The organism is Streptomyces albireticuli (genome assembly GCF_021228125.1).
Classification (GTDB): domain Bacteria; phylum Actinomycetota; class Actinomycetes; order Streptomycetales; family Streptomycetaceae; genus Streptomyces; species Streptomyces albireticuli.
In genome coordinates this window covers 258,126-278,107 of sequence record NZ_JAJQQS010000005.1, presented here as the reverse complement: position 1 = coordinate 278,107, position 19,982 = coordinate 258,126, and the positions used below count along the sequence as shown (strand labels likewise).

At 70.7% G+C, this 19,982-nt stretch carries 20 protein-coding genes and 1 tRNA gene; 10 read left to right on the top strand and 11 right to left on the bottom strand.

Annotation, left to right across the window (positions count from 1 at the left end; genetic code table 11):
• Positions 1–178: 178 nt before the first annotated feature.
• Positions 179–1,744 carry a DUF2252 domain-containing protein gene (locus LUZ64_RS11950; protein WP_372471958.1) on the bottom strand — a complete coding sequence of 522 codons (1,566 nt, stop codon included), beginning with the start codon at positions 1,742–1,744 and terminating at the stop codon, positions 179–181.
• Positions 1,745–1,811: 67 nt separating this feature from the next.
• The gene (locus LUZ64_RS11945; protein ID WP_232389899.1) at positions 1,812–2,918 is read right to left on the bottom strand and encodes a hypothetical protein; all 1,107 of its coding nucleotides are present in this window, start codon (positions 2,916–2,918) and stop codon (positions 1,812–1,814) included.
• A gap of 184 nt (positions 2,919–3,102) precedes the next feature.
• On the opposite strand from LUZ64_RS11945, the gene LUZ64_RS11940 reads away from it, so the two are divergent.
• A complete protein-coding gene (locus tag LUZ64_RS11940; RefSeq protein WP_095579186.1) occupies positions 3,103–3,495 on the top strand; it encodes a MarR family winged helix-turn-helix transcriptional regulator in 393 nt (130 codons plus the stop codon).
• Here the strand turns inward: LUZ64_RS11940 and LUZ64_RS11935 are convergent.
• Complete coding sequence (locus LUZ64_RS11935) at positions 3,488–3,847, bottom strand: winged helix-turn-helix transcriptional regulator (RefSeq protein ID WP_095579185.1); 360 nt, start codon at positions 3,845–3,847, stop codon at positions 3,488–3,490. The two genes, LUZ64_RS11940 and LUZ64_RS11935, sit on opposite strands and share 8 nt — an antisense overlap.
• Before the next feature lie 166 nt (positions 3,848–4,013).
• Here LUZ64_RS11935 and LUZ64_RS11930 point away from each other — a divergent pair, with 166 nt between their 5' ends.
• Complete coding sequence (locus LUZ64_RS11930) at positions 4,014–4,664, top strand: FMN-dependent NADH-azoreductase (protein ID WP_095579184.1); 651 nt, start codon at positions 4,014–4,016, stop codon at positions 4,662–4,664.
• A gap of 318 nt (positions 4,665–4,982) precedes the next feature.
• The gene (locus LUZ64_RS11925) at positions 4,983–5,318 is read left to right on the top strand and encodes a helix-turn-helix domain-containing protein (RefSeq protein ID WP_095581321.1); all 336 of its coding nucleotides are present in this window, start codon (positions 4,983–4,985) and stop codon (positions 5,316–5,318) included.
• Positions 5,319–5,414: 96 nt separating this feature from the next.
• On the opposite strand, the gene LUZ64_RS11920 is transcribed toward LUZ64_RS11925, so the two are convergent.
• Together LUZ64_RS11920 and LUZ64_RS11915 are read right to left on the bottom strand one after the other, a co-directional pair.
• Positions 5,415–6,194 (bottom strand): hypothetical protein, encoded by a 780-nt coding sequence (locus LUZ64_RS11920; protein WP_095581320.1) that lies wholly within the window; start codon positions 6,192–6,194, stop codon positions 5,415–5,417.
• Positions 6,195–6,525: 331 nt separating this feature from the next.
• Positions 6,526–6,612 (bottom strand) — tRNA-Leu (locus tag LUZ64_RS11915).
• Positions 6,613–7,221: 609 nt separating this feature from the next.
• Between LUZ64_RS11915 and LUZ64_RS11910 the strand changes: the two genes are divergently transcribed.
• The 6 genes from LUZ64_RS11910 to pknB all read left to right on the top strand — a co-directional run bounded on the left by LUZ64_RS11910 (position 7,222) and on the right by pknB (position 15,330).
• Complete coding sequence (locus LUZ64_RS11910; RefSeq protein ID WP_095580863.1) at positions 7,222–8,076, top strand: FHA domain-containing protein; 855 nt, start codon at positions 7,222–7,224, stop codon at positions 8,074–8,076.
• A 10-nt stretch (positions 8,077–8,086) separates the two neighbouring features.
• Positions 8,087–8,614, top strand: a complete 528-nt coding sequence (locus tag LUZ64_RS11905) for an FHA domain-containing protein FhaB/FipA (RefSeq protein WP_087927277.1) — start codon at positions 8,087–8,089, stop codon at positions 8,612–8,614.
• A gap of 66 nt (positions 8,615–8,680) precedes the next feature.
• Complete coding sequence (locus tag LUZ64_RS11900) at positions 8,681–10,207, top strand: PP2C family protein-serine/threonine phosphatase (RefSeq protein ID WP_095580867.1); 1,527 nt, start codon at positions 8,681–8,683, stop codon at positions 10,205–10,207.
• Between the two features lie 31 nt (positions 10,208–10,238).
• On the top strand, positions 10,239–11,675 hold the full coding sequence (locus LUZ64_RS11895; RefSeq protein ID WP_095580862.1) for an FtsW/RodA/SpoVE family cell cycle protein: 1,437 nt from the start codon (positions 10,239–10,241) through the stop codon (positions 11,673–11,675).
• The gene (locus LUZ64_RS11890; protein ID WP_095580861.1) at positions 11,672–13,129 is read left to right on the top strand and encodes a peptidoglycan D,D-transpeptidase FtsI family protein; all 1,458 of its coding nucleotides are present in this window, start codon (positions 11,672–11,674) and stop codon (positions 13,127–13,129) included. Before LUZ64_RS11895 ends, LUZ64_RS11890 begins: the two co-directional genes overlap by 4 nt.
• A gap of 161 nt (positions 13,130–13,290) precedes the next feature.
• Positions 13,291–15,330 (top strand): Stk1 family PASTA domain-containing Ser/Thr kinase, encoded by a 2,040-nt coding sequence (gene pknB / locus LUZ64_RS11885; RefSeq protein WP_095580860.1) that lies wholly within the window; start codon positions 13,291–13,293, stop codon positions 15,328–15,330.
• A gap of 103 nt (positions 15,331–15,433) precedes the next feature.
• On the opposite strand, the gene LUZ64_RS11880 is transcribed toward pknB, so the two are convergent.
• From LUZ64_RS11880 to LUZ64_RS11855, 6 genes are all read right to left on the bottom strand, one after another.
• On the bottom strand, positions 15,434–16,144 hold the full coding sequence (locus LUZ64_RS11880; protein ID WP_095580859.1) for a class E sortase: 711 nt from the start codon (positions 16,142–16,144) through the stop codon (positions 15,434–15,436).
• A gap of 40 nt (positions 16,145–16,184) precedes the next feature.
• Complete coding sequence (locus LUZ64_RS11875; protein WP_420877526.1) at positions 16,185–17,027, bottom strand: class E sortase; 843 nt, start codon at positions 17,025–17,027, stop codon at positions 16,185–16,187.
• On the bottom strand, positions 17,024–17,662 hold the full coding sequence (locus tag LUZ64_RS11870; protein ID WP_095580858.1) for an aminodeoxychorismate/anthranilate synthase component II: 639 nt from the start codon (positions 17,660–17,662) through the stop codon (positions 17,024–17,026). The genes LUZ64_RS11875 and LUZ64_RS11870 overlap by 4 nt, the downstream gene beginning before the upstream one ends.
• Positions 17,659–17,835 (bottom strand): hypothetical protein, encoded by a 177-nt coding sequence (locus LUZ64_RS11865; RefSeq protein WP_087927271.1) that lies wholly within the window; start codon positions 17,833–17,835, stop codon positions 17,659–17,661. The genes LUZ64_RS11870 and LUZ64_RS11865 overlap by 4 nt, the downstream gene beginning before the upstream one ends.
• Positions 17,836–17,903: 68 nt before the next feature.
• Positions 17,904–18,677: a class E sortase gene (locus tag LUZ64_RS11860; protein WP_095580857.1), complete on the bottom strand. Its 774-nt coding sequence runs from the start codon at positions 18,675–18,677 to the stop codon at positions 17,904–17,906.
• An 18-nt stretch (positions 18,678–18,695) separates the two neighbouring features.
• Complete coding sequence (locus tag LUZ64_RS11855) at positions 18,696–19,460, bottom strand: DUF881 domain-containing protein (RefSeq protein ID WP_211304985.1); 765 nt, start codon at positions 19,458–19,460, stop codon at positions 18,696–18,698.
• Positions 19,461–19,604: 144 nt separating this feature from the next.
• On the opposite strand from LUZ64_RS11855, the gene crgA reads away from it, so the two are divergent.
• On the top strand, positions 19,605–19,862 hold the full coding sequence (crgA, locus tag LUZ64_RS11850) for a cell division protein CrgA (protein WP_087927269.1): 258 nt from the start codon (positions 19,605–19,607) through the stop codon (positions 19,860–19,862).
• The last annotated feature ends 120 nt before the right edge of the window (positions 19,863–19,982 follow it).

Here is a 19,982-nt window from a genome sequence, read left to right as displayed (position 1 = left end):
GACGCCCCACGGGCACGCCCGCTCCCACCCGCACCGCCGACCCACCCGTTCCGGCCGCCCCCGGGTGCCGTGCGGCGCGCCCACGCGGGACCACGCGGCTCCTCCCGTCACCCACCCCTTCCCTCATGTCCTCGATCGCCGGAAGGGCCGGAACGCCGCCCCGGCCCCCGGCCCCCGGCTAAACCCCCGGCTCCGCCGCCAGGCGCCCGCCGCGGACCGCCGCCACCAGCTCCCCGTGGTCCTCCTCCGTCCGGTCCGCGTAGGCCCCGGCGAACCTCGCGACCGCCTCGTCCAGCTCCGCGGACTTCCCGCAGTACCCCGCTATCACCCGCGGGTCCGCGCTGTGCGCGTGCGCGCGGGCGAGCAGCGCGCCCGTCATCCGCCCGTAGTCGTCGAGCTCGTCGGGGGCCAGGGCCGCCGGGTCGACGCTGCCCTTGCGGTTGCGGAACTGCCGCACCTGGCACGGCCGGTCCTCGACCGTCGCCCAGCCGAGCAGCACATCGCTGACCACCTGCATCCGCTTCTGCCCGAGCACCACACGCCGCCCCTCGTGCCCCACCGCGGGCGGGGCGAAGCCGGCCTTCTCCGCGTACGGCAGCAGGACCGACGGCCGGGCCTCCTTCACCTGGAGGACCAGCGGCTCGCCACGGTGGTCGAGGAGCAGCACCACGTACGAGCGCAGGCCCACGCTCCCCGTGCCCACCACCCGGAACGCCACGTCCTGCACCTCGTAGCGCCCGAGGAGCGGCAGCAGTTCCTCCGGCAGGGTGCGCAGATAGCCGGGGAGGGCCATGGCGACGGCCGTCGCCTCCTCGTCCGGCACCCGGCTGAGCACCGGCGGCGCGTCCAGGAACCGCCGCCCGCCCTCCACCTTCTCCGTCGCCTTCGCGGCGAAGCGGGCGCTGGTGTTCCGGCGGGCCTTCTCCTCGACCCGCTCCAGCGTGCCCACCAGCTCCCGGGCGTCCGCGTGCGTGACGAGCCGTTCGTCGGCGATGGCGTTCCACGCGTCGGCCACCGGCATCCGGGCCAGCAGCCGCATCGTGCGCCGGTACGAGCCCACGGCGTCCCGGGCGGCCGCCCGGCAGGTGTCCTCGCCCGCGCCCGCCTCGCGCCCCGCCAGCACCAGCGAGGTCGCGAGACGCTTCAGATCCCACTCCCAGGGGCCGTGCAGCGTCTCGTCGAAGTCGTTGAGGTCGACGACCATCCCGCCGCGGGCGTCGCCGTAGAGCCCGAAGTTCGCGGCGTGGGCGTCGCCGCATATCTGGGCGCCGATGCCCGTCACTGCCGTACGCACCAGGTCGTACCCCATCAGCCCGGCCGAGCCGCGCAGGAACGCGAAGGGCGACGCGGCCATCCGCCCCACCCGTATCGGCGTCAGCCGCGGCAGCCGGCCCGCGTTCGACGCCTCGACCATGGCGACCGCCCCGGGCCGGCCCGCGTCCGCCTCCCACTCGGCGTGTTCGGCGCGCGGCACCCGGGCCCGCAGGGCCTTGCCCGCCCCCTTGGCCGACAAAGCCGCCCCGGAGCCCTCCGAGCCCCCGGACGTCCCCTCACCGCCGAAGCCCCCGAAACCCCCGAAGCCCCCGAAGCCCCCGGACGTCCCCTCACCCCCGGCGTCGGCCGAAAGCCCGGACCCCCCGTCCGAAGCCGCCACCCTCCCCGGTGTCCCCGGTGTCCCTGGTATCCCCGGCACCCCGGAGAGCACCGCCCCCGCGAACCCCGGTACGTACGGCAGTCGCGACATGGCGCGCCCCCTCCCCCTCCACCTCCACGCGGACTCCTCCGAAGCTACAGCCCGCCACTGACAGCGGTCAGACCCCGACCGCTTCCTCCATCTCCTCCTCCATGTCCCCTCCGCCCCGGCCGACTTCGGCAGAACCGGAAGCGCGCCGCGCCCGCGCGGCCTCGACGGCCCACGCCACGCCCACGACCACCGCTCCGGCCACCAGCCACAGCACCAGCGTCGTCACGTGCCCGCCCAGTCCCTCGCTGCCGAAGTAGACGAGGCTGCGGGTGCCCTCGACGAAGCCGGCGCCGTTCCAGAAGCCGTGCAGCCCGGCGAAGAACCCGTTCTGGAGTTCGGGACGGAAGACGCCGCCGGAGCTGGTGAAGTTGAGCATCACGAACAGGACCATCACGCCCAGCGTCGTCCACCGCTTGAGGAAGGTGTGCAGCCCGACGCCGACGAAGAGGATGCCCGCCGAGTAGATCCAGGCCATCCCCCACAGGCCCGCCAGACCATGGTCGACCAGGTGGAAGACGGGCCCGGCGAAGGCCACCCCGATCAGGCTGACCACCAGTGACGTCCCGGCCGCCAGCAGCGCGCGCAGCCGCATCGGCAGCGCCGCCCCCGCGCCGCCGAGCACGGCGACCGAGGCGTACGAGCCGATGCTCAGTGCGACCAGCAGGAAGAAGATGCCCTGCCCGGTCGGGTCGTCCTTCGAGGCCGGCACCACGTCGGTCACCTTCAGCGGGGCGCCCTGTGCCACCGCGACCCGGCTGAAGACCTTCTCCACGGCCGTCGCGGTGGTGTCGGAGCCGGCCGTGGCCACCAGGAGCTCCGCCGTCCGCCCCCGGTCGCCGGGCACGTACGCGCCGAAGACGTCCTGGCTCCGCAGCTGCCGCACCGCCTCGTCCCGGCCGGTCACGGTACGGACCTCCAGGGCGCCGTCCGCCTTCTCCTCAAGGCTGTGCGCGAGCGCCTGGGGGGCGGCGCCGCTGCCGACGACCGCGACCGGCATCTCGTGCGGGGACGGGGTCGCGAACGCCCCCAGATAGGCGAGGCCCATTCCGACGCACATCAGCAGCGGGGTGAGCAGGTGGATCAGGACATGGCGCAGCCCGGGTGTGTGGGCGGCCGCGTGCGCTGTACGGGCCGCATGGGCCCCGTGGGACCCGTGCGCGGAAGCGGAACTCATGGACGGTCTCCTCGGTTCCTCGGACCGGCGCTTGGGGCCGGCACCCCGGCCGGTCTCCCCGGCTCCTCGGAACAGATAGTTGGCTTATACAACTCTTGCTCTAAGTTGTACTGTACAACTACATTCGGAAAGGGAGCCCTCCGTGCCGCATCGAGACGAGTCCGTCGAGACCATCCAGCGCGAGATGACAGCCTTCGCGCGCCGCGCGCGGGCGTCCGCCGCCCGGACGCACCCCGAGCTCTCGCTGGTCTCCTTCACCCTGCTGTCCCACCTGGAGGACCGCCAGGGCTGCCGGGCCACCGACCTCGCCGCGCACTACCTGCTCGACAAGTCCACGGTCAGCCGGCAGGTCGCCGCCCTGGAGCGGCTGGACCTGGTCGAGCGCCGGGTCGACCCCGACGACCACCGCGTCCAGGTGCTGCACCTCACGGCACACGGCGTCGCGACCCTCGCCCAGGTCGCCGCCACCCGCCGATCGGCCTTCGAGGAGCGCCTGACCGGCTGGGACGAGGCCGACCTCAGCCGGTTCGCCGCCTATCTGCTGCGCTACAACGCGGCGGCGGAACGACTCAGCTGAGGTCGCCGGGACAGTAGGGGTCGCGCTGGAGGTACTTCGCGGCCCACGCGCCCAGCTCCTTGAGCGCGGGCTCCATCGCCTGCCCCGCCTCCGTCAGCCGGTACGCCACCCGCAGCGGCGGACCGGCGCACACCTCGCGTACGACCAGACCGGCCGCGGCCAGCTCCGTGAGCCGGTCCGACAGCATGCGCTCACTGATCCCCGGGATGGCCCGCCGCAGGTCGGCGAAGTGCACCCGGCCAGGCATCAGCGTGGCCACGATCAGCCCCGTCCAGCGCTTGCCGAACAGCTCGAAGACACGCGTCATGCCTACGTCGACACTCTTGCACGCCTGCTCACCGTGGTCCGCCATGCGCCCAGGGTACTGCGCCACCCTTAGGTACTGCGAAAAAGTAAGCTGCTGTGCTATTAATAGCTCCATACGGAATTTCAGCTCCGTATGTCAGGTAACCACGGCGCTCCGCCCGTCCCGGTGCTCCACGCCCGTCAGGCGCCCCGCCCGTCCTTTGGAGATCCCCATGGCCACGCTGCTGCACCTCGACTCCTCCGCGCTCCCCCAGGGCTCGGCCTCCCGCGAGGTCACCGCCGCCTTCCGCAAGGCGTGGGAGGAGCAGCACCCCGACGGCACGGTCGTCCACCGCGACCTGGCCGCCGACCCGCTGCCGCACCTGGACGCCGCGGCGATCACCGCCGAGTTCACCGACCCCGCCGACCGCACCGAGGAGCAGCGGGCCGGTTCCGCCCGCCGGCACGCGCTGGCCGACGAGCTGGAGCGCGCGGACGCGGTGCTGATCGGCGCGCCGATGTACAACTTCACGATCCCGTCCACGCTCAAGGCGTGGCTGGACCACGTGCTCATCACGGGCCGCACGATGGGCGTCGAGAACCTCCCCAACGCCGGCACCCCGGTCACCGTCGTCGCCAGCCGCGGCGGTTCCTACGCGCCCGGCACCCCGCGCGAGGACTTCGAATTCGTGACCACGTACCTGGAGAAGGTCCTGGGCGCCGGACTCGGCATGGAGGTCGACTTCATCGTTCCGGAGCTGACGCTCGCCCGGGCCGTACCCGCCATGGCCGGTCTGATCGACAAGGCCGACGCCTCCCGCGCCCAGGCCGACGCGGACGCCGCCGCCAAGGGCAAGGCCCTCGCCGCACGCCTCACCGCCTGAGCGTCATCCGCCCACAGGGCCCGCGTCACCGGGGGACGGGGCCCGGGGGGGGGACCCGCAGGGGCCGGGGGGGAGAGAGAGACCCGGAGGGGCCGGGGGGACCCGCAGGGGGCCGGAGGCCGGAGACCCCGCCAGAAGATTCGGGAGTTGGCCGAATTCGACCGTTTGCCGCGTCGTCCCTGGTCACCCGGTGCCCGAGAAAGGCCGACCGCGCCCGAGGCCCAATCTTTAGCCGAATCAAGGCTTTTAGCTAAGCCTAAAGGTGGCATCCTCTCTAAGGGAGCCGCCTGGCGGCACTACAAGTCCTGGGGGTAGAGCATGGCCTGGCGAACACATACCGAGGGCGGCAGGACGGCCGACGCGGCCGGCGCCCGCCTCGCACGCCACGCGACGGCCTCGCTCGCCGGCCTCCTGGCCGAACAGGGCATGTCCCGCAAGGATTTGGCGGACACGATGGGCGTATCCCCCGGTCGGGTCAGTCAAATCCTCTCCGGCGACGAGAATTTGACCATGCGGTCCCTGGCGGCCGTCGCCGAAGCCCTCGACCTACGCGTGGAGATCTCCTTCAGCGAGAGGCCGGCCGCAGAGCACCGTGAGCCCGTGGAGAGCGCGCGTTCTCCTCACCGTCGCCCCTTAGCTCCCGTCCACCGCTGACGCCACGCCCCGTGCAGCCACCTCACCGGCCCTACGCGGCCGCCCACACACCCCGCAGGGCCCACACGCCCCGCACACGCTCACGGGGTGGCCGGTTCAGCCGGCCGGTGCCCCGTCCACGGAGGCGTTCCCGGGACGGTTCCGCAGGTCGCGGATCCTTCTGTCGTCACTGCGCTTGCCATGGGCGTGCGCCAGATCGAGCAGATACGCGCAGTACTGCTCGGCCTCGCCGAAAGCCCGCCGCGCCTGCCGCAGTTCCTCGCGCGTGCGCTCGCGTCCCTGCTGCTGGCAGGCCTTCTCGATCCGCGTCTCGATGGTGATCCATTTCTGGGCGGCCGTCCGCACGTCCCTGTGCCGTTCCACGATCTCCTTACGGAGGTGGGTACGGCTCCTGCCCGTACGCCCCGGGGCGTCCACGCGCGACAACAGATGCTGCCTCACCCGGTCCGCGAAGGTGTCGAGGTCCCAGCAGTCCTGAAAGCCGCCGACCATGCGGTACGACCACTCGGCGCGGTCGGTCTGGAGCCGCATCGCGAGGCTGTTCAGCAGCAAGGAGTCGCCGAGGGTGACGATGGCCATCAAGGGGTGCTCGCCCGACTGCTCCAGCTTCCGCTTGGGCACCAGCCCCAGCCCCGCCACGACGCCGACCGCCGCGGGCGGCACGCTCGACGCGTGCGGCAGCAGCAGCCCGCTGGCCAGCGCGGCCATGGCGGCCGTCCACAGCACCACGGCGACCGCCGACGCCGCCGAGCGGACCGTACCGAGCAACCGCCCGTCCTCACGGAACCGCCAGACCAGGCACACCCAGGTCACCGGCGCGCAGATGGCGGCGGGCAGCACCCACTCGGTCAGCACGGAGGTCTGGTCCCACGCCACAGCGTCCCCCATTCCGGTTGCAGACGACGCCCCCCTACGACACCGGACTCCGACGCCCTTCACACAGCGCCCCAGCGCGACTACAGAATGATGTTCCCACTGCTGTCACTCGCGCGGGCAATGATCCGGCCAAGCTCTTCCGTCACAGCCGAATTCGCGCCATCGCACCGGCCGTCGGGCAAAGATCAGGGCAAGAATCCGAACAGGAGACCGACGGACATCCGCACGAAAGAACGCGGAAGCCCAGGAAAAAACAGACGAACCGGTAGACGGGCATAACGAAACGGACCCCTCCAGGTGACCTGAGTCACTCGGAGGGGTCCGTCTCGTATGGTGCGCGAGGGGGGAGTTGAACCCCCACGCCCTTTCGGGCACTGGAACCTGAATCCAGCGCGTCTGCCTATTCCGCCACCCGCGCATGGGTGTTGTCTTCGTTACCCCGCACCTTCTTCGGACTCGTCCGTCCGGGTCTTGTGCGTTCGCCTTCCGACATCGAGAACATTAGCACGCTGCGGAGGGGGTCTTCACACGCGTTCGCCGTGGCCCCCGCCACACGGCCCCCGTGCGCCCCCGCGGGCCGCCCCACCGCCGCCCACCAGCCCCGGCGCCCCTCCGGACCACGCCCCGGGCGTCCCGCGCGACCGCGTCTCCGGCACCCCGCCCGCACGCGCGCCCACCCCGCCCGCACCCCGCAGCCGCCGACGCCCCGCCGCACCCTCCCGGAGACCGCTCCGAAGACCGCTCCGAAGACCACTTCGGCGACCGCTTCGGCGACCGCTCCGGAGACTCCGGGGCCCGGGTCGTGACGGCGGGGCCTACGGGGTACCGCTCCGGTTGCGGGACACTGACTCACGGCCGCCTCTACGATCCCTAGTGAAGGCGACACGAAGGCGCCTTCAAGGCGACACTCGTCACTCCTGGCGCCGAAGGGGAACCAGCCGTTTTCCCGACGCGTGGATACGATCAGTAAGCAGTATCAGGAACGACACTGAGCATCAGGAACGTCACTGAGGGAAGGAGGTGCCCCGTGGGAGTACTGAAGCGCTTCGAGCAGCGACTCGAGGGTCTCGTGAACGGCACCTTCGCCAAGGTGTTCAAGTCCGAGGTGCAGCCGGTGGAGATCGCCGGCGCGCTCCAGCGTGAGTGCGACAACAACGCCACCATCTGGAACCGCGACCGCACCGTCGTCCCCAACGACTTCATCGTGGAGCTGAGCGCCCCGGACTTCGAGCGTCTCAGCCCCTATTCCGGGCAGCTCGGCGACGAGCTCTCCGGGATGGTCCGCGACTACGCCAAGCAGCAGCGGTACACCTTCATGGGGACCATCAAGGTCCACCTGGAGAAGGCGGACGACCTCGACACCGGGCTCTACCGGGTGCGCAGCCGCACCCTCGCCGCCAGCGAGTCGCAGGAGCCGGGCGCCCGCCCGGCCGCCCCGCGGCCCGGCACCGGCGGCGCCGTCACCCAGGGTGGCGGCGGCTATCCGGCCCCGCCGGCCGGCCTGCCGCCCATGCCCGCGTCCCCGCCGCCCGGCGCCACGCCTCCGGGACGCCCCGCGCCCCGTCCGGCGGGCCCCGCGGCCGGGGCCGCTCCCGGCGGCCAGACCAGGCGCTGGATCGAGATCAACGGCACCCGCCACCAGATCTCACGGCCCACCCTCGTCCTGGGCCGCAGCACCGAGGCGGACGTACGCATCGACGACCCCGGCGTATCCCGCCGGCACTGCGAAATCCGGGTCGGCACCCCCGCGACGATCCAGGATCTGGGGTCGACGAACGGCATCGTGGTGGACGGACAGCACACCACGCGCGCTACGCTCCGCGACGGCTCGCGCATCGTCGTGGGCAGCACCACCATCGTTTATCGGCAAGCCGAAGGGTGAAGCGGGGGCAATGTCAGAGCTGACCCTCACGGTCATGCGGTTGGGTTTCCTCGCCGTCTTGTGGCTGTTCGTCATCGTGGCCGTCCAGGTCATCCGCAGCGACCTCTTCGGCACGCGCGTGACCCAGCGCGGTTCCCGCCGCGGCGGCTCCGACCGGCAGCCGCAGCGCGCGCAGCAGACCGCGCCGCCGCAGCAGCGCCAGCAGCAGGGCGGCGGCCGCCGGGCCGACCGCGGGCGCCGTGGCGCGCCCACGAAGCTGGTGGTCTCCGAGGGGACGCTCACCGGCACCACGGTGGCCCTCCAGGGACAGACCATCTCCCTCGGCCGCGCGCACGACTCCACGATCGTGCTGGACGACGACTACGCCTCCAGCAGGCATGCCAGGATCTATCCGGACCGCGACGGCCAGTGGATCGTCGAGGACCTCGGTTCGACCAACGGCACGTACCTCGACCGGACCCGGCTGACCACCCCGACCCCGATCCCGCTCGGTGCGCCGATCCGCATCGGCAAGACCGTCATCGAGCTGCGGAAGTAGTAGGACCATGACGACCGGAGGGTGGGCACCGTGCGGATGTACCCGGAGCCGACGGGCGAGGTGCGCATGAGTCTGTCACTGCGCTTCGCCGCCGGATCGCACAAGGGCATGATCCGGGAGGGCAACGAGGACTCCGGTTACGCCGGCCCGCGCCTGCTCGCCATCGCCGACGGCATGGGCGGCCAGGCCGCGGGCGAGGTCGCCTCCTCCGAGGTGATCTCCACCCTCGTCACGCTCGACGACGACGTCCCGGGCTCCGACATCCTCACCTCGCTCGGTTCCGCAGTGCAGCGCGCCAACGAGCAGCTCCGGGTCATGGTCGAGGAGGACCCCCAGCTGGAGGGCATGGGCACCACGCTCACAGCCCTGCTCTGGACCGGCCAGCGGCTCGGCCTGGTGCACGTCGGCGACTCGCGCGCGTACCTGCTGCGCGACGGCGTGCTCACCCAGATCACCCAGGACCACACCTGGGTGCAGCGGCTGGTCGACGAGGGCCGGATCACCGAGGAGGAGGCCACCACCCACCCGCAGCGCTCCCTGCTGATGCGCGCGCTGGGCAGTGGCGACCACGTGGAGCCGGACCTCTCCATCCGCGAGGTGCGCGCCGGCGACCGCTACCTGATCTGCTCGGACGGCCTCTCCGGCGTCGTCAGCCATCAGACGATGGAGGAGACGCTCGCCAGCTACCAGGGCCCGCACGAGACGATCCAGGAGCTCATCCAGCTCGCCCTGCGCGGCGGCGGACCCGACAACATCACCTGCATCGTCGCCGACGTCCTCGACGTCGACGGCAACGACACCCTGACCGCCCAGTTCAACGACACGCCCGTGATCGTCGGCGCGGTCGCGGAGAACCAGCTCCAGCTGGGCGACGACGGCGCCATGCAGACGCCGGCCGGCCGCGCCGCCGAGCACGCCCGCGCCAACCGTCCGGTGCCCCCGCAGGCCCCCGCGGGCGGCTTCGGCCCGCCCGGCAGCGGTGAGCCCGGCATGGGCGGCGCTCCGGACGGCTCCTTCGGCGCGTTCATGGACGAGGATTTCGTCAAGCCCGCACGCCGGGGCAAGTGGATCAAGCGGTCGGTGATCGCCGCGATCGTGCTCGGCGTCGTCGCCGGCGGCCTCTACGGCGGCTACAGCTGGACCCAGACGCAGTACTACGTGGGCGCCAAGGACAACAACCACGTGGCCGTCTACCAGGGCATCAACCAGGACCTCGCCTGGGTCGGCCTCAGCAAGCTGTACGAGGACCACCCCGAGATCGAACTCAAGTACCTCCCGGTCGACCAGCGCACGCGCGTCGAGGAGACGATCCCGCTCGACAGCCGGGCCAAGGCCGTCCAGAAGGCCAAGGACCTCGGTCTGCTCGCCGGCACCTGCAAGAAGGAAGACGAGCGGCGCAAGGCCGAGCAGAAGCAGCGGGAGGCGGAGAAGCAGAGCGGCGACAAGGCCGGCGGCGCCCTGGGCGACGCCCGCGACCCCAACCGGGCCGACGCCAAGCCGAACCCCGTCCAGGCCACCCCGACGCCCGCGCCGGGCCCCACCCTCACCGAGGAAGAGCAGAAGTTGGTCCCGCAGTGCAGCGCTCAGCAGTGAAGCCGTAGGGGGCCATCAACTCATGTCAGCCATGCCATCCACGCCGAGTACCACCACCACGACCACGATCAGCACCGTGGGCCCGCCCAGCCGGCGCAACACCGAGCTGGCGCTGCTCGCCTTCGCGGTGATCCTGCCGTGCTTCGCGTACGCCAACGTCGGCCTCGCCCTCGACGGCGAGATGCCCTCGGGCATGCTCGGCTACGGCCTGGGCCTCGGCCTGCTGGCCGGCGTCGGCCACCTGGTGGTCCGCAAGTTCGCCAAGTACGCCGACCCGCTGCTGCTGCCGCTGGCCACCCTGCTCAACGGCCTGGGCCTGGTCATGATCTGGCGGCTGGACCAGTCGGAGCGGCTCGCCCGGCTGGCCAAGGCGCAGGGCTTCACCTTCCAGGCGTCGGCCCCCAACCAGCTGCTGTTCTCGGCGATGGGCATCGCCCTGTTCGTCGGTGTGGTGATCTTCCTCAAGGACCACCGCATCCTCCAGCGCTACACCTACATCTCGATGGTGGTGGCGCTGGTCCTGCTGGTCGCCCCGGTCTTCTTCCCCGGCAAGTTCGGCGCCAAGATCTGGATCACCGTCCCGGGCCTCGGCTCCATCCAGCCCGGAGAGTTCGCGAAGATCATCATCGCGATCTTCTTCGCCGGCTACCTGATGGTGAAGCGCGACGCGCTCGCCCTGGCCAGCCGCCGCTTCATGGGGCTGTACCTGCCGCGTGGGCGTGACCTCGGACCGATCCTCGTCGTCTGGGCGCTCAGCCTGATGATCCTGGTCTTCGAGACCGACCTGGGCTCCTCGCTGCTGTTCTTCGGCATGTTCGTCGTCATGCTGTACGTCGCCACCGAGCGCACCAGCTGGATCGTCTTCGGTCTGCTGATGTCCGCGGGCGGCGCGGCCGTGGTCGGCTCGGTCGAGCCGCACGTGAAGGTCCGTGTGATGGCCTGGCTGCACCCCTTCGCGGTGTACGACACGCCGCGCCCGTCGTGGGCCACCACCGAGCAGATCGCCCAGGCGCTGTTCGCCTTCGGCTCCGGCGGCGTCTTCGGCACGGGCTGGGGGCAGGGCGCCTCGGACCTCATCCAGTTCGCCGCCAACTCCGACTTCATCTTCGCCTCCTTCGGCGAGGAGCTCGGCCTGGCCGGCGCGATGGGGCTGCTGCTGATCTACGGTCTGATCGTCGAGCGCGGCATGCGCACGGCGCTGGCCGCCCGCGACCCCTTCGGCAAGCTTCTGGCCACGGGCCTGTCCGCCGGTTTCGGCATCCAGGTCTTCGTCGTGGCCGGCGGTGTCATGGGCCTCATCCCGCTGACCGGTATGACCATGCCGTTCCTCGCGCAGGGCGGCTCGTCCGTCATCGCCAACTGGGCCCTGATCGCCATCCTGATCAAGATCAGCGATACGGCGCGCCGTCCCGCACCGGCACCCGCACCGTCCACCGACGCCGAGATGACCCAGGTGGTCCGCCCGTGAACAAGCCCGTGCGCCGGATCGCGATCTTCTGCGGGCTGCTCGTGCTGGCCCTGCTGATCCGCGACAACTGGCTCCAGTTCGTCCAGGCCGACGAGCTGAAGACCCACAAGAAGAACCGCCGCGTCGACATCGCCCGCTACAGCCAGCCGCGCGGCAACATCATCGTGGACGGCCAGGCGATCACGGGCTCCCAGGAGACCGGCGGCGTCGACTTCGCGTACAAGCGGACGTACAAGAACGGCGAGATGTGGGCGCCGGTCACCGGCCGCTCCTCGCAGGTCTTCGGGGCCACGCAGCTGGAGAACATCTACGACCGGGTGCTCATCGGCGACGACGACCGCCTGTTCTTCAACCGCACCGTCGACATGATCACGGGCAAGGGGAAGAAGGGCGGTGACGTGATCACCACCCTGAACTCCAAGGCCCAGGAGGCCGCCTTCAAGGGCCTCGGGGACAAGAAGGGCGCCGTCGCCGCGCTCGACCCGCGCACGGGCAAGATCCTGGCCCTCGCGTCCACCCCGTCGTACGACCCGTCGAAGATCGCGGGCGCGAACGACGGCGAGGCCTGGACATCGCTGGACAAGGACAAGAACCAGCCGATGCTCAACCGGGCCCTGCGGCAGACCTACCCGCCGGGTTCCACCTTCAAGGTCGTCACGGCCGCCGCGGCGCTGGAGAACGGCCTGTACAAGGACGTCGACTCCAAGACGGACTCGCCGCTGCCGTGGACGCTGCCGGACACGGTCACGAAGCTGGACAACGAGGGCAACCTCCCCACCTGCAAGGACGGCTCGCTGCGCGAGGCCCTGCGGATCTCCTGCAACACCGTCTTCGGCAAGGTCAGCGCCGACCTGGGCAACAAGAAGATGATGGCCATGGCGGAGAAGTTCGGCTTCAACAACAAGGAGATCTTCACTCCGGTCCGCGTCGAGCAGAGCGTCTACCCCAAGGACAACCGCCCGCAGAACGCGATGGCGGGAATCGGTCAGGCGTCCAACCGCGCCACGCCGCTCCAGATGGCCATGGTGGCCTCCGCGGTCGCCAACAACGGCAAGCTGATGGAGCCGTACATGGTCGACAAGGTGCGGGCGCCCAACCTCAACGTGATCGAGACGCATCAGCCGAAGGAGATGTCGCAGCCGTTCTCCAAGCAGACGGCGCAGCAGCTCCAGTCGATCATGGAGACGGTGGTCCAGGACGGCACCGGTAAGAACGGCCAGATCCCCAACGTCACGGTCGGCGGCAAGACCGGAACCGCCCAGCACGGCGTCGACAACACCGCGAACCCGTACGCCTGGTTCATCTCCTACGCCAAGACGGACAACGGCTCGCCGGTGGCCGTGGCCGTGGTGATCGAGGGTTCGGACACCGACCGCAGTGACATCGCCGGCGGCAAGCTCGCCGCGCCGATCGCGAAGAGCGTCATGGAGGCCGTGCTCAAGACGTCGAAGTGACGCCGTTCACCTCCGCTCCGGTGCGCCGCGGGTGACGGTACCGGTCGTGTATCAGGTGGCCGTCGCGGCCGGAAGGCGTGGGGCGTGCCGGGTACGGTATGCCGGACAGCACACCGCCGGACCCACGCCGGTGCGGTCAGGAAAACGGAAGGGCTGGAGCTATGGAAGAGCCGCGTCGCCTCGGCGGCCGGTACGAGCTGGGCTCGGTGCTCGGCCGCGGTGGCATGGCCGAGGTCTACCTCGCGCACGACACCCGGCTCGGTCGCACCGTCGCCGTGAAGACGCTCCGGGTGGATCTCGCCCGCGACCCGTCCTTCCAGGCCCGGTTCCGCCGTGAGGCCCAGTCCGCCGCCTCGCTGAACCACCCGTCCATCGTCGCCGTGTACGACACCGGCGAGGACTACGTGGACGGGGTCTCGATCCCGTACATCGTCATGGAGTACGTCGACGGGTCGACCCTCCGCGAGCTGCTGCACTCCGGCCGCAAGCTGCTGCCGGAGCGCTCGCTGGAGATGACCACGGGCGTCCTCCAGGCGCTGGAGTACTCCCACCGGGCCGGCATCGTCCACCGTGACATCAAGCCGGCCAACGTCATGCTGACGCGCACCGGCCAGGTCAAGGTCATGGACTTCGGCATCGCCCGCGCGATGGGTGATTCCGGCATGACGATGACTCAGACGGCGGCCGTCATCGGCACCGCGCAGTACCTCTCCCCCGAGCAAGCCAAGGGCGAGCAGGTCGACGCGCGGTCGGACCTCTACTCCACCGGCTGTCTGCTGTACGAGCTGCTGACGGTCCGTCCGCCGTTCGTGGGCGACTCGCCGGTGGCCGTCGCGTACCAGCACGTGCGGGAGGAGCCCAACCCGCCGAGCATGTTCGACCCCGAGATCACGCCGGAGATGGACGCGATCGTCCTCAAGGCGCTGACCAAGGACCCGGACTACCGCTACCAGTCGGCGGACGAGATGCGCGCCGACATCGAGGCGGCCCTGGAGGGCCAGCCCGTGGCGGCCACCCAGTCCATGGGCGCGGTCGGCTACGGCGAGGACCAGCCGACCACCATGCTGCGCTCGCAGGACCACGGGGCCGGCCAGACGTCGATGCTCCCGCCGGTCCGCCACGACGACGGCGGCTACGGCGGTTACGACGACGGCAGCGGCCACCGGCGCGGCGGCGGGGGCGGCAAGAAGGGCAATCTGTCGACGATCCTGCTGATCGTCGCGGGTGTCCTGGTGCTCGTCGGCGCGATCTTCATCGGCAAGTCGCTGTTCAGCGGGAACGGCAACAACGGCGACGTGACCGTGCCGCGGCTGATCGGGCAGACGCTGGCCGACGCCAAGAAGATGGGCGAGAACGTCGATCTGAAGGTCGTCGAGGGCGGCACCAAGGCCTGCGACCAGGACAAGGGCAAGGTCTGCGAGCAGAATCCGCAGCCCGACTCCAAGGTCGACCGGGGCGCCGAGATCAAGGTGACGGTGTCCGAGGGGGCGCCGAAGATCGAGGTCCCGGACGTCACCGAGAAGCAGGTCGACAACGCCCGCAAGGTGCTGGAGGAGAAGGGTTTCGTCGTCAAGGTGAAGCAGAAGGTCACCGACGAGGCGTCCGCCGGTACGGTGCTCTCGCAGGACCCCGCGGGTCTCTCGAAGGCCACGAAGGGCTCTGATGTCACCCTGACCGTCGCGGAGGCCGCGCAGACCAAGCAGGTGCCCTCGGTGGTCAACCAGCCGTTCGAGGCGGCCAAGAAGCAGCTGACGGACCTCGGCTTCAAGGTGGAGAAGCAGGAGGAGGAGTCCTCCTCGCCTCCCGGCACGGTCGTGCGGCAGAGCCCCGACGGCAACACCGCCGCCAAGCCCGCTTCCACGGTCACGCTGACCGTGGCCAAGGCCGGTCAGAAGGTCACCGTGCCGACCACGGCGAACACCAAGCTGAAGGACGCCAAGAAGGCCCTGACCGACGCCGGCCTCCAGGTGGGCCCCGTCCAGGGCCCCCAGGACGACAACGCGGTGGTCATCAACACCAACCCGGGCCCCGGCGCCCAGGTCGACAAGAACACCCCGATCAGCATCTTCACGCAGGCGGGCGTCCCGGCCACCACCGGCGGTGACGTCGGCGGCCCGGGCGGCGGCGACACCGGCACCCCCGGTGGCAACACCGACGGCGGCCTCTTCGGCGGCAACTGGATCGGCGGCCGCAGGCACTGACCCGCGCGCTCCGGAACGGCCGAGGTCCCGGCACCCTCCCTGGGTGCCGGGACCTCGTGCTGTACGGACCTCGTGCCGTACGACCTCGTACCGTACGGACCGCCTAGCGCAGTTCCTTCGGCTTGGTGCGCTCGCTGTCGACCTTCTCCGTGCGCTCCAGCTCCGCCCACACGATGTAGCGGTAGTCGGAGGTGTAGACCGGGGTGCAGGTCGTGAGGGTCAGATAGCGGCCCGGCCTGGTCTTCCCGGACTCCTTGGGGACGGGGTCGATGACGTCGACGTTGTACTTCGAGGTCTCCTTGAGCTCCGCGTAGACCTTGTAGACGTACCAGACGTCCCGGGTCTCGAAGACGACCGCGTCACCGGTCTTGATCTTGTCGATGTTGTGGAACTTAGCGCCGTGGCCGTCCCGGTGGGCCGCCAGGGTGAAATTCCCGCTCTTGTCCCAGGGCATCGCGGCCTTCACCGGGGAGCGGTAGAAGCCGGCGACGCCCTCGTTGAGGACGTCGCCGCCGGTGCCGCTCTTGACCAGGACCTCGCCGTTCCGCATGGACGGGACATGGAGGAAGCCGATGCCGTCCTTGGTGTCCAGGGCGCCCGGCCCCTTCTTCGCCCAGTTCTCGCGGACGGTGCCGCTCTGGCGCTTGGCCTCGCGGTCGGCGAGGACGTTCGTCCACCACAGGGAGTAGACGACGAAGAGGGCCATCAGCACGCCCGCGGTGATCAGCAGTTCGCCGATGACGCCCACGGTGGCGGCGAGCCGGCCGCGCGCGGGGGCCGGCCGGTGGGGTTCGTCGCCGTCGTTCCGTGCCACCGCGTCGTACCCCGATTCGCTCTGCTGTCCGGTAAGTGGTTCATCCGACGAGAGCGTCCGGCTTGCCCTTGCTCCGGGGGCGCTCGTCGACCATCTTGCCCCAGACGATCAGACGATACGTACTGGTGAATTCCGGAGTGCAGGTGGTGAGCGTGATGTAGCGGCCGGGCCGGGTGAAGCCGGATCCCGGCGGGACGGGGCGGATGACCGTGACATTCGCCGGGGGCGTCTGTTCCAGACGGGTGGTCATCTCATAGGTGTAGAAGGCGCTGCGGGTCTCCACCACGATCTTGTCACCGGGCTTCAGCCGGTTGACGTAGCGGAAGGGCTCGCCGTGGGTGTTGCGGTGACCGGCCAGCGCGAAGTTCCCCCGCGCGTCCCAGGGCATGGCCGTACGGAGCGGGCCCTCGGCGTAGTGGCCGACCATGCCGCGGTCCAGGACCTTCTGCTTGCCGATGCCCTCGGCGATCGGCGCCTTCACGTCCAGCGACGGGATGTAGAGGATCGCGAAGCCCTCGCCCGGGGAGAAGGCGCCCGCGTCCCGGTCCTCGCCCGCGCCCTTCTCCCACGTCCTCCGCAGGTCCTTCGCGGCGCCGCCCGCCTGCTGATGGGCGATCACATTGGTCCACCACAGCTGGTAGGCGACGAAGAGCAGCATCACCGCGCCCAGGGTGATGAACAGCTCGCCGACCAGCCGGCAGAGAAGCACGCCCAGGCTGCCCCTGCGGGCCTGCCGGGCCGCCTTGCGGCGTGCGGCCCGCCCACCCGTCCGTACGGGCGCGGGAGCGGCCGCGGAGGCCCCTCCCGGCACCCTGCGCAGCACCATCGTCGCCCGGTCCTCGGGCGGCAGGGGCTGCGACACGACGCGCGGGCCGTCGGTCACGCCCCGGCCTTGCCCACCACCGGGGCGAGCCCCGCCGATCGCTCCACGGCGCCGGCGTCGCCACAGGTCACCAGCCAGTTGGCGAGCATCCGGTGGCCCCACTCGGTGAGCACCGACTCCGGGTGGAACTGCACGCCCTCGACGGGCAGGTCGCGGTGGCGCAGGCCCATCGCGATGCCGGAGTCGGTCCAGGCGGTGATCTCCAGCTCGTCCGGCCAGCTCTCCCGCTCGACCGCGAGCGAGTGGTAGCGGGTGGCGGTGAAGGGCGTGGGCAGGCCGTGGAAGACGCCCTTGCCCTCGTGCGTCACCAGGGAGGTCTTGCCGTGCAGCAGCTCGGGGGCCCGGCCGACGACACCGCCGTACGCGACGGCCATCGACTGCATGCCCAGGCAGACGCCGAAGACGGGCACTCCGGTACCGGCGCAGTGCCGGACCATGTCGATGCAGACGCCCGCCTGCTCGGGCGCGCCGGGGCCGGGCGACAGCAGCACGCCGTCGAAGCCGTCCTGGGCGTGCGAGAGCTCCACCTCGTCGTTGCGCAGCACCTCGCACTCGGCGCCCAGCTGGTAGAGGTATTGGACGAGGTTGAAGACGAAGCTGTCGTAGTTGTCCACGACGAGGATGCGCGCGCTCACCGACTGACCGCCATTCCGTTGTCGACCGTGACGTCGTTGAACGGCAGCAGCGGTTCCGCCCAGGGGAAGACGTACTGGAAAAGGGCGTAGACGATCGCCAGTACGAGCACCAGCGAGATCAGCGCCCGCACCCACGCGTTGCCCGGCAGATGCCGCCAGATCCAGCCGTACATGCCGTCCCCATTTGCCGATGACGTTGGATTGCAGCACCAGGGTAAGGGGCGGGCGCGGGCCGCGGGGGTCAGCCGGACAAAGCCCCGGGCCTGCCGTCGGAGACCGGACGGGTGGCTTCCAGGCGCGCCCAGACGATCAGCCGGTGGCTGTGCCCCCACTCGGGCTCGCAGGTGGTCAGGGTCAGATAGCGGCCGGGCCCGCGGAAGCCGGAGGCGGCCGGTACGGGGTCGATGACGCCGATGTCCTCGGGCCGGGTCCGGTAGGGCTCGCGGTCGACGCGGTAGGTGTACCAGGTGGTCCCGTCGGTCAGGACGACGGCGTCGCCGGGGCGCAGCTCGGGGACGTCCTTGAAGGGGTCGCCGTAGGTGCGGCGGTGGCCGGCGACGGCGAAGTTCCCCACGGCGCCCAGGGGGGCGGTGCGGTCGTAGTGCCCGAGGCCCTTCTTGAGCACGTCGGTCCCGGTGCCCTGGAGGACGGGCTTGGTCCAGCCGGAGCCGAAGCGGGGGATGTACATGACGGCGAAGGCGCGTCCGTCGCGGTAGGCGCCGGGGGCGGCTCCGGTGGTGTGGGGCCGGTCGCCGCCGCGCGCGGGCGGGGCGGCGGCCCGGTCGCCGCCGCCGTGTGCCGGGGGTGTGCTCCCGGTGGTGCCGTCCCCGGTGGCCGGGGGCTGTGCCACGGGTCCGGCGGACCACTGGTCCTGGAGGCGGTCGATCGCGCCGTCCATGGCGTGGTCCGCCCGGACGCCGGTCCAGTAGAGGACGTAGACCACCAGGAGGACGATCAGGGTGCCGGCGGTGACGCAGAGTTCGCTGAGTGTCCGGACGACGAGTCGCGCGCGCACCGGCGCTCCCCTCCTCGGTTACCCCGTGGGCTTCGCGTAGTGGAGATCCACTGTGCCCGAGTAGCCGGGAAGAGTCACCGCGTCGTGCTGGTCGACTTTCCAGCCGAGTCCGTAGGCGGTGACGTACTGGAGGTAGTTCTGGATCGCGGGGGAGGTGTCCAGGGCCTTGCGGAGGGCGCCGCGGTCGCCGACGGCGGTCACCTTGTAGGGCGGGGAGTAGACGCGGCCCTGGAGGATGAGGGTGTTGCCGACGCAGCGGACCGCGCTGGTGGAGATCAGCCGCTGGTCCATCACCTGGATGCCCTTGGCGCCGCCCTGCCACAGGGCGTTCACGACGGCCTGGAGGTCCTGCTGATGGATGACCAGGTCGTTCGGCTGGGGGTCGGGGACGCCGGGGATCCGGGGGGTGGCGTTGGGCGGGGCGTCGGTGAGGGTGACGGTCAGGGCCGTGCCCTTGAGCTCGCGGGTGCCCGCGCCGTTCTCCAGGGCGGCGAGCTCGCGGTCCTGGGCGGCGGTGCTGCCGCTGTCGCGCCGGGCGAGGGCGTCGACCTCGGAGCGGACGGCGCCGGCGCTCTCGTCCAGGGCGGCGTTCTTACGGCTGCGTTCCTGGATGAGGTCGGAGAGCCGGAGCATGGAGTCGTCGGTGCGGATGTTGGTGCCGTGAGCGGTGTTGAAACTCATCCAGAAGATGAGGCCGGCCAGTGCGAAGACCCCGCCGGTCAGTAGCCGGACCGGCCGGAATCGCCGGGAAGGCGTGCTGGTGGAGTCCGCAGAATTGCTCAACGTACCCTTATCCTCTCCGACGCCGCGGAAGCACTACGCTAACGGACGCCCGAGGGAAGGTGGCGTCCCGTCGCTCGCCGACTCGGCGGTCAGCCCTTTGTATCCCCAGCGCGGTCACGCAGCGCATCGACAGGAGAGTTCCTCGTGCCGAAGTCACGGATCCGCAAGAAGGACGACTTCACGCCGCCGCCGGCGAAGCAGCAGCAGAGCATCAAGCTGAACAGCGGGCGCCGCTGGGTGGCGCCGCTGATGCTGGCGATGTTCCTCATCGGGCTGGCCTGGATCGTCATCTTCTACGTGACCAGTGGCGACATGCCCGTGGAGTCCCTGCACAACTGGAACATCGTGGTCGGCTTCGGCTTCATCGCGGCGGGGTTCGTGGTCTCCACCCAGTGGAAGTAGCGCCTCCGTAGCGCGGCGGCGGCCTTTCCGGGCCGCCGGAGGGGTTGTCCTCAGGGGGTTGTCCACGCCGGTTGTCCACAGCGCGTACAGAATCTTGTGCATCCCGTGGGGAACAGCTGT